Genomic DNA, 15,751 nt, shown 5'->3' on the forward strand with positions numbered 1-15,751 from the left:
GGCTTTCGCGTGCTTGTCAAATAATTAGCGGACAAAATCAACCGGGATAGCAGATTCGAGGTATCTATCTGATCCACAGACGAAAAAAGGCGCCATAAAGGCGCCTTTTTTCTTGAATAATGGTCGGGGTAAGGGGATTCGAACTCCTGACATCCTGCTCCCAAAGCAGGCGCGCTACCGGACTGCGCTATACCCCGGAATGTGCAGCGGAAAACCGATGCACATTGACATCATTACGAAGCGAAACTAATGTTCGCCTCAGACGGCTGCATGTCTATGGCGATATCTAAGTGCTGTAACACTTTCCAAAACCGTAAAACCGCCTTGATCAGAGCTTCAACCTCTGATCCTAAGATTTGATTCCAGCGCTAACTGGTCTCAAAAATGGTGGGTCGTGTGGGATTCGAACCTACGACCAATTGGTTAAAAGCCAACTGCTCTACCAACTGAGCTAACGACCCAAATATGGTCGGGGTAGGGGGATTCGAACTCCCGACATCCTGCTCCCAAAGCAGGCGCGCTACCGGACTGCGCTATACCCCGGTTTGAAATTGGCTCCGTGACCAGGACTCGAACCTGGGACCCAATGATTAACAGTCATTTGCTCTACCGACTGAGCTATCACGGAACTACATATTTCAAAGTACAACTTTTACTGCTGTGTAACCTTCTCTTCGACCCTGTCCGTATCGCTACGTTAGCGTCTCTGAGGCGCGCTATTCTACAATCTTAAAAACCCCTGTCAACCCTTTAAATTGCTTTTAAGACAATGATTTGCGCTTCTTTCTGATTTCTTCTTGGGGAGAAGAAACCCGTGGGCTGACGTTGCTGCGGGGCGCACTTTACAAGCCTTTGCCTTACAGTTCAACGCCCTATCGAAAAAAAAGGCCCTGGGATGCAGGGCCTTCTCTTATTGCAGTGCAATTCGGGCTCAGTGGAAGACGATTTCGTCGTTCTCCACAGTCGCCTCGACGCTGGTGCCCGGCATAAAGCTGCCCGACAGGATCAACTGCGCCAGCGGGTTCTCGATCCAGCGCTGGATCGCACGTTTCAAAGGTCGTGCGCCATACACCGGGTCGTAACCGACCGCGATCAGCTTGTCCAACGCCTCGCGACTCAGCTCCAGCGACAACTCGCGCTCCGCCAGGCGACCGCGCAGACGCCCCAACTGGATCTCGGTGATGCCCGCGATCTGATCCCGCGCCAATGGCTCGAAGATCACCACTTCGTCGACCCGGTTGATGAATTCCGGGCGGAAGTGCGTAGTCAACGCATCCATTACAGCCGCGCGCTGGGCCTCACGATCACCTACCAGCTCCTGGATCTGCGCCGAGCCCAGGTTGGAGGTCATCACGATCACCGTGTTGCGGAAGTCCACCGTACGCCCGTGGCTGTCCGTAAGCCGACCATCTTCCAGCACTTGCAGCAAGATGTTGAATACGTCCGGGTGAGCCTTCTCGACCTCATCCAGCAGGATCACCGAGTAAGGCTTACGCCGCACGGCTTCGGTCAGGTAACCGCCTTCCTCATAGCCTACGTAGCCTGGTGGAGCACCGATCAGGCGAGCCACAGAGTGTTTCTCCATGAACTCGGACATATCGATCCGCACCATGGCCTCTTCAGTATCAAAGAGGAACTCGGCCAATGCCTTGCACAGCTCGGTCTTACCCACGCCGGTCGGGCCGAGGAACATGAACGAGCCGCTCGGGCGATTCGGGTCGGACAAGCCGGCACGGGAGCGGCGAACCGCGTTGGACACCGCCACGACGGCCTCTTCCTGGCCGATCACGCGCTGGTGCAACAGGTGCTCCATCTTCAGCAGCTTGTCACGCTCGCCTTCGAGCATTTTCGACACGGGGATACCGGTCCATTTGGAGACGACCTCAGCGATTTCTTCCTCGGTCACCTTGCTGCGCAACAGCTGATTTTCAGCCTTACCGTGCTGGTCGACCATCTGCAGGCTGCGTTCCAGGTCCGGGATCACCCCGTACTGCAACTCGGCCATGCGGTTCAGGTCGCCTTTACGGCGTGCGGCTTCCAGCTCCTGGCGCGACTGCTCGATCTTTTGCTGGATCTGCGCAGAGCCCTGTACTTCGGCTTTTTCCGAGGTCCAGATTTCTTCAAGGTCCGAATACTCGCGTTCCAGGCGGAGGATCTCCTCCTGGAGTTTTTCCAGGCGTTTCTTGGCTGCCTCGTCCTCTTCTTTCTTAAGTGCCTGGGATTCGACTTTCAGTTGAATCAGGCGACGATCCAGGCGGTCGAGCACTTCCGGCTTGGAGTCGATCTCCATGCGAATGCGGCTGGCCGCTTCGTCGATCAAGTCGATGGCCTTGTCCGGCAATTGACGGTCGGTGATGTAGCGATGGCTCAATTTGGCCGCCGCAATGATCGCGCCGTCGGTGATCGCCACTTTATGGTGGACCTCGTAGCGCTCTTTCAGGCCCCGCAGGATCGCGATGGTGTCCTCTTCGCTCGGCTCTTCCACCAGGACTTTCTGGAAACGACGCTCAAGGGCCGCGTCCTTTTCAATGTACTGGCGATACTCGTTGAGCGTAGTAGCACCGACACAATGCAACTCGCCTCGCGCCAAGGCGGGCTTGAGCATGTTGCCAGCATCCATGGAGCCCTCGCCTTTACCGGCGCCGACCATGGTGTGCAGTTCGTCGATAAACAGAATGATCTGCCCTTCCTGCTTCGACAGTTCATTAAGCAGGGATTTCAGGCGCTCTTCGAACTCACCGCGAAACTTTGCACCGGCGATCAACGACCCCATATCCAGGGACAGCAGGCGCTTGCCTTTAAGACCGTCCGGCACTTCACCATTGATGATGCGCTGGGCCAACCCTTCGGCAATCGCGGTTTTACCCACGCCAGGCTCACCGATCAGCACCGGGTTGTTCTTGGTGCGACGCTGCAGAACCTGGATGGTGCGACGAATTTCATCGTCACGGCCGATCACTGGGTCAAGCTTGCCCTCTTCGGCACGCTTGGTCAGGTCGACGGTGTACTTGTCCAGGGCCTGGCGCGATTCCTCGTGGTTAGGGTCGTTAACCGCATCACCACCACGCAGGTTGTTGATGGCGTTTTCCAGGGCTTTCTTGCTTACACCCTGGCCGAGCAACAACTTGCCAAGCTTGCTGTTCTCGTCCATGGCGGCGAGCAGCACCAGTTCGCTGGAGATGAACTGGTCACCCTTCTGCTGGGCCAGGCGATCGGCCTGGTTGAGCAGGCGCGCCAAATCCTGGGACATATTCACGTCCCCGGTCGGATTTTGGATTTTCGGCAGTTGGTCGAGCTCTTTGCTCAATTCCTTGCGCAGGCTGCTGACATCAAAGCCCACCTGCATCAACAAGGGATTGATAGAACCACCTTGCTGTTCCAGGAGCGCCTGCATCAAGTGCGCAGGCTCGATGGCCGGGTGGTCGAGACCCACCGCCAAGGATTGGGAGTCCGATAAGGCCAACTGCAATTTGCTGGTTAAACGATCAATACGCATTAGTCACCTTCCTTTTGAGCAGGCCGGAGCTATAAAACATCCTGAATGAAGAAACCTGCCAGATACCCTTATAGATGGGGTGGATTCTGGAAGATTCAAGCAAGCGGCGGTTGATATGGATCAGCATTGACCCAGATCAGCAGAGTCTAGCGTTCAAGCCAGATAAGGGAGGCAAAACGTCCGGTGCGGGGGCTGCGCCGGTACGAAAAGAAGCGTGGATCGGTCACGGTGCAGAAGCCACCACCATAAACAGCAGTGACGCCACGCGCAGCAAGGCGCAGGCGGGCCAACTGATAGATATCGGCCATGAATTTGCCGGGATTGCGGCTTGGTACAAAGGCTTCGACCGTTGTCGGCAGTTGCTGAATGAAGGCTTCACGCACTTCGGGGCCGACTTCAAAGGCTTGCGGGCCAATCGCCGGGCCCAGCCAGACCAGTACGTCGGCAGGCTCGGCATCCAGGCGTTCAAAAGCGGCTTCCAACACACCAGCCGCCAGCCCACGCCAACCGGCATGGGCTGCCGCGACACGGGTGCCGGCACGATTGCAGAACAACGCAGGCAGGCAATCGGCGGTCATCGCGGTGCAGGCTATGCCAGGGGTGCTGCTCCAGCTGCCGTCGGCTTTGGCGGTGCGGCCAGGGTCGGCCTCAACCACATCCACGCCATGAACTTGGCGCAGCCAGGCCGGCTGAATATCGAAGGCTTCGGTAAGGCGACGACGATTCTCAAGGACGGCCTCAAGGCTGTCCTCAACGTGATCGCCCAGGTTAAGGCTGTCGAACGGCGCCAGGCTGACGCCGCCCGTACGAGTAGTCACACAGGCTTTCACCCCGACAGGCGCGGGCCAGTCAGGAATCAGCCAGTTGTTCACCCGACAAACGCCTCGCGATCCTGCTTGAGCAGCGACAGCAGCCAGACAAAATCGTCTGGAAGTGGCGATTCCCAGCTCATGCGCTTACCGCTCGTCGGATGGTCCAGCTCCAGGAAACGTGCATGCAAGGCCTGGCGCGGGAACGTCTTGAGCGATTCGACCATGGTCTGGCTCGCCGCAGGCGGAATGCGGAAGCGGCCACCGTAGGCAGGATCGCCTACCAACGGGAAGTTGATATGGGCCATATGCACGCGAATCTGGTGGGTACGACCGGTTTCCAGCTTGACCCGCACATGGGTGTGGGACCGAAAACGCTCCAGCACGCGGTAGTGGCTCACCGCCTGCTTGCCGCCTTCCATCACCGCCATACGCTGGCGCTGCTGGCCGTGGCGACCGATCGGGGCGTTGATCTTGCCACCCGCCACGACCACGCCGATCACGATGCACTCGTAGATACGGCTGACGCTGCGGCTCTGCAATTGCGTCACCAGTTGCGTCTGGGCCTGAATGGTCTTGGCCACCACCATCAAGCCGGTGGTGTCTTTGTCCAGACGGTGCACGATGCCGCAACGCGGCACGTTGATAATGTCCGGGATGTGGTGCAGGAGGGCATTGAGCAAAGTGCCATCAGCGTGCCCGGCCGCCGGGTGAACCACCAGGCCTGCGGGTTTGTTGATGACCAGGATGTCGTCGTCTTCATAGACGATATCCAGCTCGATGTCCTGGGCGACCCATTCTCCCTGGGCTTCCTGCTCGGCAGTCAGCTCAAGAATCGCACCACCATGGACTGTGTCTCGCGGGCGGATAACCGCTCCATCCACAGTCAGGCGGCCGTCTTTGATCCAGGCGGAAAGGCGCGAGCGCGAGTGCTCAGCGAATAATTGTGCGGCGACTTGATCGAGGCGTTGGCCGCCCAATTCGGACGGCACCTCTGCGCGAAGTTCAATTTTATCGGACATGCTCAGACTAGGCGTGGCACAGCCTTTGGTTTCGGCTGCGCGCTTGTGGTTAAATACGGCGTCTTTTGCCCCGAGGCTTTCAACGGGGCGCTCATCATAACAGGACGGCCCCGCCCAAGACAGCGGCCGTCATAGGGACGCAAGCCGCCATGCAAGTGAAACACCTGCTGCTGATCGCCATCCTCGCCATGACTGCTGCTTGCTCGTCAACAAAGGAAGTCGTCGACGAAAACCTGAGCGAAGTCGAGCTGTACCAACTGGCACAGAAAGACTTGGACAATAATAGCTACACCAGCGCCACAGCGAAGCTGAAGGCACTGGAGTCGCGTTATCCGTTCGGGCGCTACGCCGACCAGGCCCAGCTTGAGCTGATCTACGCCAACTACAAGAACGCCGAGCCGGAAGCGGCCAAGTCCGCCGCCGAGCGTTTCATCCGCCTGCACCCGCAGCACCCGAACGTGGACTACGCCTACTATTTGAAGGGCCTGACCTCGTTCGACCAGGATGTTGGCCTGCTGGCGCGCTTCCTGCCGCTGGACATGACCAAGCGCGACCCGGGCGCCGCCCGCGACTCCTACAACGAGTTCGCCCAGCTGACCAGCCGCTATCCAAACAGCCGCTACGCACCGGATGCCAAGCAGCGCATGATCTACCTGCGCAACCTGCTGGCGTCCTACGAAATCCACGTGGCCCACTACTACCTGACCCGTCAGGCTTATGTAGCCGCAGCCAACCGTGGTCGTTATGTCGTAGAAAACTTCCAGGAAACGCCGTCCGTGGGTGACGGCCTGGCGGTGATGACCGAGGCTTACCAGCGTCTGCACCTGGACGAGCTGGCCAACACCAGCCTGGAAACCCTGAAGCTCAACTACCCTGATCACCCGAGCCTGAAAGACGGCCAGTTCGTGCCTCAGGTTGCCGAAGCGGACAACCGTTCGTGGCTGAGCAAGTACACCCTGGGCCTGATCGAATCGCGTCCACCGTTGCCGCCGGGTGAAACCCGCGCCAACCAGGACGTGATCAAGCAGTTCCAGGATGCCAAGGAAGCAATTCCTTCGGACCTCAAGCCGCATGACGAGAACGGCGACGTGATCGAGGAAGAAGAGCCGCAGGCCCTGGGCAACAACCAGGACCGCTCGTGGTTCAGCTACATGACCTTCGGTGTGTTCGACTGAGTCTGTCGACGCAACGCAAAAAAGGAGCCCCGAGGGGCTCCTTTTTTATGGGTTAGCATTATTGCGCTGTGCGCCTGCCACGTCCTTGGCTAAACTGGCGCATTACTTATCGAGAATCCGCCCATCATGCTTCGTCTTCTGTTCTGGATTGCCGTTATTGCTGCCGCGGTATGGTTCTGGCGCAAATTCAAAAGCCCGACCGCCAGGCAGCAACGCACCAGCGAGCCCGGTGCAGCATTGATGGTGCGTTGTGCACACTGCGGCGTGCACTTGCCACAGGATCGCGCTCTGAGTTCGCGCCAGGAGTGGTATTGCACCCAGGCGCATCTGGAGCAAGGACCGAAATCTATCCAGCGTTGATCCGACCTTCAGGGGCATAGGGTGCCGGGTCGATAATCGGAGCACGTTCCAGTAGCAAATCGACAAATAACTGGCACGATGCCGGCGCCAGGACCAACCCGTTGCGGTAATGACCGCAGTTGAGCCACAGCCCTTTAAAACCGGGGACCCGGCCGATATAGGGGATGCCTTCCGGCGAGCCGGGCCGCAAGCCGGCCCAATGCCCCACCACTTCGGCGTCGGCCAGGGCTGGAATCAGTTCCACAGCCGAGGCCTTGAGGCTTTCCAGCGCGGTGTCGGTAGGCGTCTTGTCGAACCCCTCATGTTCCAGCGTGCTGCCGATGAGAATGTGTCCGTCACGCCGAGGGATCGCATAACGCCCTTTGGCCAGGACCATGCTCGACAGGAAGTCCGAGGCGCACTTGTACAAAATCATCTGCCCCTTGACCGGTTCCACCGGCAGCGCCAGTCCCAACGTGGCGAGCAACTCACCGCTCCACGCCCCCGCTGCAAGCACCACTTGATCCCCCAGAATCGGCCCCTCTGCCGTATCCACGCCAACGACATTGCCGCCGTCCAGAATAAAACCGGTCACTTCACACTGTTCGTGAACGGTCACGGCAGGCAGCGCCAATAGCGCGGCCTTCAGGGATTTGACCAGGCGCGGATTGCGCACGTTGGCCACGTTGGCCATGTAGATTGCCTGGGAATACCCACCGCCCAGAACAGGGACAGCATCATGGGCGCCAGATACATTCACTTTGCTCAGGGGCCGGCCTTCACGGGCCGCCCAGTCCAGTGCCTCGGTTTCGTCGTCCAGGTCCAGCCAGTACAAGCCCGTGGTATGAACCTCCGGGTCGACACCGGTAGCGGCAAACAGCCGATCAGCCAGTTGCGGATAAAAGTCCTGGGACCAATGGGCCAACGCTGTGACCGCCGGGCTGTAGCGCCACGGATAGAGTGGCGACACAATGCCCCCGCCCGCCCATGACGACTCCTGCCCGACACCGGCGCGCTCCAGCAGGGTTACAGCCTGCCCCTGGGTCGCCAGATTAAACGCCGTCAACAAGCCGATGACTCCGCCACCGACAATCACCACTTGCTGTTGCTTAGCCATCATTTGATCCAGCCGATAAATAGGAAAACGCGCACCCGGCGCCCAATCATCCAGCACCCCCATCATTGCCCCCAGCATATCTGGCGCGACATTTCAGGTGCAGCACCCGGATTGCCACGCGCACCAGTGCTGCCCAAGCTGAAGTCACCGCAAGGGTCGCCAGCCATCACCGAGTCAGCACCCGGCGTAGCGACCAGGTAGAAATCCTGAGGGTTCAACGCTGCGGTGATTCTATAGCGATGATTGCCCGTACTGACGCCGCTTGCGTCAATAAAAGTGCCGCTCCTCACATAAAAGCGCTCCAGATGCTGAGCTTGCTCAGTCAGCAGCGCGACAATTTCCGCGCGATAGACCTTTTTCACATGGCCGGTGTACCCGGGATAAGCGATTCCGGCCAGAAATGCGATGATCGCCACGGCGATCAATAACTCGATCAGGGTAAAGCCCTCGCTGTCCTTGCCCATTCCAATGCTCCTTATTGAAGTTGCCGCCACGAAACCCGCCGAAACCGCGAGCCACTTTCCTCCTCCACCCGCGCATACACGCTCTCCAATACCGTGCGCGATTGGCCACTGAGCCCGACCGCTGTTATCCGGTACAACGTCGCCAGGGTTTGCGGCGGCACATGCGGCAGCCCTACAGCCGGCCCCAGGGATTGAATACCGTAGAGCCCACCCTTGATGGCAACCCAGTTAACCGATGACACAGGATGGGGCCCGGCACCCACCACCGAAAACGCTTCATCCGGTGGCCCGCAGGCAGCGATCGACGGGCACTGCGGCAAAGCCGCCCCCTTTCGCCTCACACCTTGCTCTCCAAGCCTCAAACCACTTTCTGCAGTTTGCAGCGACTGGTTGCGGTGCCACAGGCTGCCTGCGATCTTTTGCTGGGTTATCGCCCCCTCTATGGAAGACAGGCCGATCACCGACAACAGCAGCAAAAACACCAGGCTTATCAGCAGGACCATTCCCCGCTGCCGCAACAAAACACCTTCCGCCTGCATCATGGCCTCCCTACCCCACACGGTTTCGCAGCGCCGCCACGACGCTGTAGGTTTGATCTTTTACCCGCCCCGTCGGGTCTTGCAGCGTCATGCGGATGCGTACGCTGCGGATCAAGGATTCATCGGTTGGGATAGCGTCATAACGCACAACCCGAACGGATGCCGGGCTGGCAGCCACGCCGAAACTGACATCGAAAGCCCGTACGTTATCCACCAACACAGCCTTGGCCGGCGCGGCAGGCGTGCTGACCTTCAACTGGCCCGCCTCGAAGGTGTAGGTCAGTTGCCGAATCGCAAAACGAATCTGCCCGGGAGCAGGCGCAGGTGAGCTGCCTGAATAGGCTTGAGCGGTAGCAGTGCAGTCGGAGAGCACCGTCCAGTCAGGCCTGCCATCGCCGACATCGGCGGTGACCAGCGTCAGCGACTTTGAACTGTCCCCGGCACTCCAACTGACAGGCCTTTCAAAGGCTGGCGGGGCGTTCTCGATAAAGACCGGGGCCAAACAGCCAAACATTCCCGCCTGACGAATGTCCTGGATCATCTTGCCCAGTACAAACCGCGCATCATCCTGCAGCAACATGGCCGCCTGATGGCTGGCGTAGGTCACTCGGGAACTGATCAGCACTTGGCTCCCCCCCAGCACCAGCACTAAACCGACGACCAGGGCCAGCAACAATTCCACTAGGCTGAAACCTCTAACTCCATGTCTCATCGCATCACACCAGGCTCATTGTCGATGCGACTGGTCAGGGTGAAGGTTTCCCGCGCGCCAGGCCTATTTGCACCCCGGCTGTCATCCCAACTGATACTGACAGTCACTTCGTCTGCACTGACCGCCACGGAGCCTTTGGCACTGTCCCCGGCAAAACCGCGGATATTGGCCTGGAAATCATGTAGGTCCACATCACGCACGCTGGTGGTCGCAGTACTCGTCGGCGCCCATTCGTCCCGGCGCAATGAATAGTCGGCGCCGGAATTGGCACGGATTCGGTCGAGCATATCGTAAGCGATGAAACTGGCCTGGCTGGTCATCCTCGAATTGTCGGTGTACTTGAGGGCATTGAGCTGGAGCACCACCGCACCTAGCAGGCCGACGGCGAGAATCAGCACCGCCACCAGCACTTCGATCAACGTCGTGCCGATTTCATAACGAGGAAAAGCCAGGGGCGAACAGGTTTTCAGGCAAGTAAGCATTACCGTCGTCATCCATGTCGAGGGCCGAAGAAAAACAGGAAAACCCTGCCGTGCGACACCAGACTAGCGTCGGTTTTTGACCAGCGCTGCCCACGGAACAAAGGGAAATACTTTGGACACAAAGGCCACCATTCGGTAACCCGAACTGGACGCTATACCTAGATTTCAACCCGCTATGCACACACGTCCACGGAGGGACGGCGTATGGAACAACGAGGTTTCACCCTGATCGAACTGCTGCTCGGACTGCTCGTGAGCGGCATCCTGGCGCATCTGGCCACCCCCAATTTCATGGGCCTGCTGGCATCACAGCAGCGACAAAGCGCCGCGCAATCACTGACGAACGGACTTCGCTTCGCGCGCACTGAAGCCATCGCGCGCAATCGGGCAGTGGTCATCCATGCACTGGACGATGACTGGAGCCAGGGTTGGCGGGTCATTTTGGATGCAAGTGGGCGCGGTCATCTGGACGACGACAACCCGGTGCTACTGGAACGCCAGGGCAGCGGTCGGGTGCCGATAGTCGGGAATGGACCGGTTAAAAGCCAAGTACGCTTCAGCGGGCTGGGCGAACCGGTATTTGCTGGGGGAGGTTTTCGTGCTGGCACTGTACACATCTGCGCCACGGACTCGCTGCAGAGCCTGCACCAGGTGGTGCTGGCGCCCAGTGGGCGCATCAGCCTGCGCAGCGATAGAGCCGAACAGGCGTTGTGCCGAAGTTACTTCGGCACCCTGGCATTCAGAGCAGCGAGCGAACCCGCAGCTCCTTGGGCATGGAGAAAGTGATGTTCTCTTCACGACCGGCCAACTCATCGGCGCCCGTAGCCCCCCAGGCATGCAACTGCTGGATGACACCGCGCACCAGGACTTCCGGGGCCGAAGCGCCCGCCGTGATACCAATACGCTCGACACCATCGAACCAACTGCGCTGCATATCTTCAGCACCGTCGATCAGGTATGCCGGTGTCGCCATGCGTTCGGCCAATTCGCGCAGGCGGTTGGAGTTGGAGCTGTTAGGGCTGCCGACCACCAGCACTACATCGCATTCATCGGCCAACTGCTTGACTGCATCCTGGCGGTTTTGGGTGGCATAGCAGATGTCGTCCTTGCGTGGCCCACCAATGGCCGGGAAGCGGCTGCGCAGCGCGTCGATCACGCGGCTGGTGTCATCCATGGACAAAGTGGTCTGGGTCACGAATGCCAAACGCTCAGGGTTGTGAACCTGCAAGCTGGCGACGTCTTTTTCGTCTTCCACAAGGTAGATGGCGCCACCATTGCTGCCATCGTATTGGCCCATAGTGCCTTCGACCTCCGGGTGGCCGGCATGGCCGATCAGGATGCATTCGCGACCATCACGGCTGTAGCGCGCGACCTCGATATGTACCTTGGTGACCAGCGGACAGGTGGCGTCGAATACTTTCAGGCCACGGCCAGCCGCTTCGGTACGTACGGCCTGGGAAACACCGTGGGCGCTGAAGATAACGATAACGTCGTCCGGCACCTGCTCCAGTTCTTCGACAAAGATGGCGCCACGTGCACGCAGGTCTTCGACCACGAACTTGTTATGGACGACCTCATGGCGCACATAAATCGGCGGCCCGAAGACTTCCAGGGCGCGGTTGACGATTTCGATCGCCCGGTCCACGCCGGCGCAGAAGCCACGGGGGTTGGCGAGTTTGATTTGCATGCTGTGCCTCGTGTCTGGCGCTTGGTCAGAGTTGATGCTAGTGAACTGACAATGGAGATCAAAGAGGGAGGGGGCTTGCCCCCTCCCTCCCCGGCCCGATCCCACATTTTAGATCGGGGCGTTGATCAAAGTGCTTTAACGTCGAAGATTTCAACGTCGAACGTCAAGGTTTTACCGGCCAACGGGTGGTTGAAGTCGATGGTTACTTGCGCGTCATCGAAGGTTTTGACCACACCAGGCAGCTCGGTATTCGCCGCATCGTTGAAAATCACCAGCAGGCCTTCCGATAGGTCCATGTCCTGGAACTGCGAACGCGGGATGATCTGCACGTTTTGCGGGTTGGGCTGGCCAAAGGCGTTTTCCGGCAGAATCTGCAGGGTGCGCTTGTCGCCGGCCTTGAAACCGAACAGTGCCGCTTCAAAACCCGGCAGCAGGTTGCCGTCGCCGACCTTGAAAGTCGCCGGGGCTTTGTCGAACGTGCTATCGACCGTGTCGCCATTCTCCAGGCGCAGCGCGAAATGCAAGGTGACTTCCGTGTTCTGGCCGATGCGTTGCTCAGCCAATACCTGATCAGTCATTGACGGTCTCTCCGGTTTTCTTACTTTTGAACATGTCCAGCGCCAGCATGATTGCGCCGACGGTGATGGCGCTGTCGGCAAAATTGAACGCCGGGAAGTAATGGCGGTTCTGCCAATGCACCAGGATGAAGTCGATCACATGGCCCAAGGCAATACGGTCGTACAGGTTGCCCAGGGCGCCGCCCAGTACCAGGGCCAAGGCGATGGCCAGCCAGGTTTCATCGCGGCCCAGGCGTTTGAGCCAGACCACGAGCACCGCGCTGACCACCACGGCGATCAGCGCGAACAGCCAGCGTTGCCAGCCGCCACCGTCAGCCAGGAAGCTGAAAGCGGCACCGGTGTTGTAGGCCAGGGTCCAGCTGAAGTAATCCGGGATCACCACGATTTGCTGGAACATTTCCAGGGAGCCCTCGAAGTGAGCCTTGCTGACCTGGTCAATGACCAGGACCAGCACGCTCAGTACGAGCCAGCCCAGACGTCCGAAACGACTGGCTGCATTAGGCATAGTGGCGAACCTCGCCTTCACCGGAGATGTTGTCGACGCAACGACCGCAGATTTCCGGATGCTCAGGGTTCACCCCGACATCTTCCCGGCAGTGCCAGCAACGGGCGCACTTAGGGAAGGCCGACTTGACCACTTTGAGCTTGAGGCCCGGTACTTCAGTGGCCACGGCGTCCGCCGGTGCCTGGGCAAACGGTGCCAGGCTCGCAGTGGAAGTGATCAACACGAAGCGCAGCTCGTTGCTCAACTTGGTCAGGTCGGCAGTCAGGCCTTCCTCGGCAAAGAGGGTGACTTCGGCCTGGAGGTTGCCACCGACGGCCTTGGCCGCACGCTGAACCTCCAGCTCCTTGTTCACCGCAACCTTGACGGCCATTACGCCTTCCCAGTACTCGCGGCCCAGTTCGAAGTCGGCCGGCAGTTCGGTCAAGCCTTGGTACCAGGTGTTGAGCATGACGGACTCGTTACGCTCGCCCGGCAGGTATTCCCACAGTTCGTCGGCGGTGAAGGCCAGGATCGGTGCGATCCAGCGCACCAGCGCTTCGGAGATGTGGTACAGCGCGGTCTGCGCCGAACGGCGGGCCTTGCTGTTGGCACCAGTGGTGTACTGGCGATCCTTGATGATGTCGAGGTAGAAACCACCCAGCTCCTGCACGCAGAAGTTGTGGATCTTCGAGTACACGTTCCAGAAGCGGTATTCGCCGTAGTGCTCTTGCAACTCGCGTTGCAGCAACAGGGTACGGTCCACAGCCCAACGGTCCAGGGCAAGCATGTCCTCGGCCGGCAGGATGTCGGTGGCCGGATTGAAACCGGTCAGGTTCGACAGCAGGAAGCGTGCGGTATTACGGATACGGCGGTAGGCGTCGGCGCTACGAGCCAGGATCTGGTCCGATACGGCGATCTCGCCCGAATAATCGGTCGACGCCACCCACAGGCGCATGATGTCGGCACCCAGCGTGTCATTGATCTTTTTCGGTTCGATCACGTTCTTCAGCGACTTGGACATCTTGCGGCCCGTCTCGTCGACGGTGAAGCCGTGGGTCAGCAGCTCGCGGTACGGCGCGTGGTTGTCGATAGCGCAACCGGTCAGCAACGAGGAATGGAACCAGCCACGGTGTTGGTCGGAGCCTTCCAGGTACAGGTCGGCACGCGGGCCGGTCTCGTGGCCCATCGGGTGCGAGCCGCGCAGCACGTGCCAGTGGGTGGTGCCCGAGTCGAACCATACGTCCAGGGTGTCGCTGATCTTGTCATACAGCGGTGCCTCGTCGCCCAGCAGCTCGGTAGCATCCAGCTTGAACCAGGCTTCGATGCCTTCCTGTTCGACACGCTGGGCCACCACTTCCATCAGTTCGACGGTACGTGGGTGCAGCTCACCGCTTTCCTTGTTAAGGAAGAACGGGATCGGCACACCCCAGTTGCGTTGACGGGAGATGCACCAGTCCGGACGGTTGGCGATCATCGAATGCAGGCGCGCCTGACCCCAGGCCGGTACGAACTTGGTGTCTTCGATGGCCTTGAGCGAGCGCACACGCAGGGTGTCGCCGCTGGTCGGCTCTTTGTCCATGCCGATAAACCATTGCGCGGTGGCGCGGTAGATCAGCGGGGTCTTGTGACGCCAGCAGTGCATGTAGCTGTGCTTGATGGTGTCGGTTTGCATCAGCGCACCGACTTCACGCAGCTTGTCGATGATCGGCTGGTCGGCCTTGAAGATGAACTGGCCGCCGAAAAATTCCAGCGACGGCACGTAAACACCGTTGCTTTGCACCGGGTTGATGATCTCATCGTTGACCATGCCGTACTTTTTGCAGATCACGAAGTCGTCCACGCCATAGGCGGGCGAGCAGTGAACCACACCGGTACCCGAACCTAACTCGACGTAGTCAGCCAGGTACACCGGCGACAGACGGTCATAGAACGGGTGACGGAAGTTGATCAGTTCCAGCGCGGAACCGGTGGTGGTGGCAATCACCGAACCTTGCAGCTCGTAGCGAGCCAGGCACGCTTCGACCATTTCCTCGGCCAACACCAGCAGGCGATCACCGACGTCCACCAGGGCGTAGGTGAATTCCGGGTGCACGTTCAGCGCCTGGTTGGCGGGAATGGTCCACGGGGTAGTGGTCCAGATCACGATGGCAGCCGGTTTGCTCAGGCTTGCCAGGCCAAACGCCTGGGCCAGCTTGGCGTCGTCGGCAATCGGGAAGGCTACGTCGATGGTCGAGGACTTCTTGTCTTCGTACTCGACTTCCGCTTCAGCCAGGGCCGAACCGCAATCGAAGCACCAGTTCACAGGCTTGAGGCCCTTGAACACGAAACCGCCCTTGACGATTTCGGCCAAGGCACGGATTTCACCGGCCTCGTTCTTGAAGCTCATGGTTTTGTATGGGTTGTCCCACTCGCCCAGCACACCCAGGCGGATGAATTCGGACTTCTGCCCTTCGATCTGCTCGGCAGCGTAGGCACGGCACAGCTCGCGGGTTTTATCGGCACCCAGGTTCTTGCCGTGGGTCACTTCGACCTTGTGTTCGATCGGCAGGCCGTGGCAGTCCCAACCCGGGACATAAGGCGCGTCGAAGCCCGAAAGGGTTTTCGAGCGCAGGATCATGTCCTTGAGAATTTTGTTCAGCGCATGACCGATGTGAATCGTGCCGTTGGCATAAGGAGGGCCGTCGTGCAGAACGAATTTCGGACGATCCTTGCCAATTTCGCGCAACTTTCCGTACAGGCCAATACTGTCCCAGCGCTGCAGGATCTGCGGTTCGCGCTGTGGCAGGCCGGCCTTCATTGGGAAGGCGGTGTCCGGAAGGTTTAGCGTGGCTTTATAGTCGGTCATTT

The 15,751-nt window shown here is 59.3% G+C and carries 15 protein-coding genes and 4 tRNA genes; 3 read left to right on the plus strand and 16 right to left on the minus strand.

Translation table 11 applies throughout. From position 1 onward, the window contains the following. Positions 1–120: 120 nt before the first annotated feature. From HDC32_RS16900 to rluD, 7 genes are all read right to left on the minus strand, one after another. Positions 121–197 (minus strand) — tRNA-Pro (locus HDC32_RS16900). 188 nt (positions 198–385) lie between these two features. After that, positions 386–461 (minus strand) — tRNA-Lys (locus tag HDC32_RS16905). A 5-nt stretch (positions 462–466) separates the two neighbouring features. Next, positions 467–543, minus strand: a tRNA-Pro gene (locus HDC32_RS16910). A 9-nt stretch (positions 544–552) separates the two neighbouring features. Further along, positions 553–628: transfer RNA gene (locus HDC32_RS16915), tRNA-Asn, on the minus strand. A gap of 303 nt (positions 629–931) precedes the next feature. Then, positions 932–3,496 carry an ATP-dependent chaperone ClpB gene (gene clpB, locus HDC32_RS16920; RefSeq protein WP_184744855.1) on the minus strand — a complete coding sequence of 855 codons (2,565 nt, stop codon included), beginning with the start codon at positions 3,494–3,496 and terminating at the stop codon, positions 932–934. Positions 3,497–3,642: 146 nt separating this feature from the next. Beyond that, positions 3,643–4,368 carry a peptidoglycan editing factor PgeF gene (gene pgeF, locus HDC32_RS16925; protein ID WP_131698488.1) on the minus strand — a complete coding sequence of 242 codons (726 nt, stop codon included), beginning with the start codon at positions 4,366–4,368 and terminating at the stop codon, positions 3,643–3,645. Then, complete coding sequence (gene rluD, locus HDC32_RS16930) at positions 4,365–5,327, minus strand: 23S rRNA pseudouridine(1911/1915/1917) synthase RluD (protein ID WP_090409564.1); 963 nt, start codon at positions 5,325–5,327, stop codon at positions 4,365–4,367. Before rluD ends, pgeF begins: the two co-directional genes overlap by 4 nt. Positions 5,328–5,476: 149 nt before the next feature. Between rluD and HDC32_RS16935 the strand changes: the two genes are divergently transcribed. Both HDC32_RS16935 and HDC32_RS16940 read left to right on the plus strand, forming a co-directional pair. Continuing rightward, entirely contained in the window at positions 5,477–6,502 is a 1,026-nt protein-coding gene (locus HDC32_RS16935) for an outer membrane protein assembly factor BamD (RefSeq protein ID WP_131698489.1), read from the plus strand. A 126-nt stretch (positions 6,503–6,628) separates the two neighbouring features. Beyond that, complete coding sequence (locus HDC32_RS16940; protein ID WP_027606845.1) at positions 6,629–6,862, plus strand: PP0621 family protein; 234 nt, start codon at positions 6,629–6,631, stop codon at positions 6,860–6,862. On the opposite strand, the gene thiO is transcribed toward HDC32_RS16940, so the two are convergent. The 5 genes from thiO to pilV form a co-directional block, all read right to left on the minus strand. Continuing rightward, positions 6,849–7,958: a glycine oxidase ThiO gene (gene thiO / locus HDC32_RS16945; protein WP_184744857.1), complete on the minus strand. Its 1,110-nt coding sequence runs from the start codon at positions 7,956–7,958 to the stop codon at positions 6,849–6,851. The genes HDC32_RS16940 and thiO overlap by 14 nt on opposite strands. A 62-nt stretch (positions 7,959–8,020) precedes the next feature. Beyond that, positions 8,021–8,422: a type IV pilin protein gene (locus HDC32_RS16950; protein WP_184744858.1), complete on the minus strand. Its 402-nt coding sequence runs from the start codon at positions 8,420–8,422 to the stop codon at positions 8,021–8,023. Positions 8,423–8,433: 11 nt separating this feature from the next. Beyond that, the gene (locus tag HDC32_RS16955) at positions 8,434–8,961 is read right to left on the minus strand and encodes a PilX N-terminal domain-containing pilus assembly protein (protein WP_409438488.1); all 528 of its coding nucleotides are present in this window, start codon (positions 8,959–8,961) and stop codon (positions 8,434–8,436) included. Between the two features lie 10 nt (positions 8,962–8,971). Then, a complete protein-coding gene (locus tag HDC32_RS16960) occupies positions 8,972–9,673 on the minus strand; it encodes a prepilin-type N-terminal cleavage/methylation domain-containing protein (protein ID WP_145335407.1) in 702 nt (233 codons plus the stop codon). Beyond that, the gene (gene pilV / locus HDC32_RS16965; protein WP_184744860.1) at positions 9,670–10,155 is read right to left on the minus strand and encodes a type IV pilus modification protein PilV; all 486 of its coding nucleotides are present in this window, start codon (positions 10,153–10,155) and stop codon (positions 9,670–9,672) included. Before pilV ends, HDC32_RS16960 begins: the two co-directional genes overlap by 4 nt. 204 nt (positions 10,156–10,359) lie before the next feature. Here pilV and HDC32_RS16970 point away from each other — a divergent pair, with 204 nt between their 5' ends. Then, a complete protein-coding gene (locus HDC32_RS16970; protein WP_184744862.1) occupies positions 10,360–10,941 on the plus strand; it encodes a GspH/FimT family pseudopilin in 582 nt (193 codons plus the stop codon). Here HDC32_RS16970 and ispH read toward each other — a convergent pair. The 4 genes from ispH to ileS form a co-directional block, all read right to left on the minus strand. Further along, complete coding sequence (gene ispH, locus HDC32_RS16975) at positions 10,895–11,842, minus strand: 4-hydroxy-3-methylbut-2-enyl diphosphate reductase (RefSeq protein ID WP_027606852.1); 948 nt, start codon at positions 11,840–11,842, stop codon at positions 10,895–10,897. The genes HDC32_RS16970 and ispH overlap by 47 nt on opposite strands. A 125-nt stretch (positions 11,843–11,967) precedes the next feature. Beyond that, positions 11,968–12,405 (minus strand): FKBP-type peptidyl-prolyl cis-trans isomerase, encoded by a 438-nt coding sequence (fkpB, locus tag HDC32_RS16980; RefSeq protein ID WP_174244855.1) that lies wholly within the window; start codon positions 12,403–12,405, stop codon positions 11,968–11,970. A 7-nt stretch (positions 12,406–12,412) separates the two neighbouring features. Continuing rightward, positions 12,413–12,925: a signal peptidase II gene (lspA, locus tag HDC32_RS16985; protein ID WP_131698498.1), complete on the minus strand. Its 513-nt coding sequence runs from the start codon at positions 12,923–12,925 to the stop codon at positions 12,413–12,415. Next, entirely contained in the window at positions 12,918–15,749 is a 2,832-nt protein-coding gene (gene ileS, locus HDC32_RS16990; RefSeq protein WP_131698499.1) for an isoleucine--tRNA ligase, read from the minus strand. Before ileS ends, lspA begins: the two co-directional genes overlap by 8 nt. Positions 15,750–15,751 lie beyond the last annotated feature (2 nt).

It is taken from the genome of Pseudomonas sp. JAI120 (genome assembly GCF_014207255.1).
Classification (GTDB): Bacteria; Pseudomonadota; Gammaproteobacteria; order Pseudomonadales; family Pseudomonadaceae; genus Aquipseudomonas.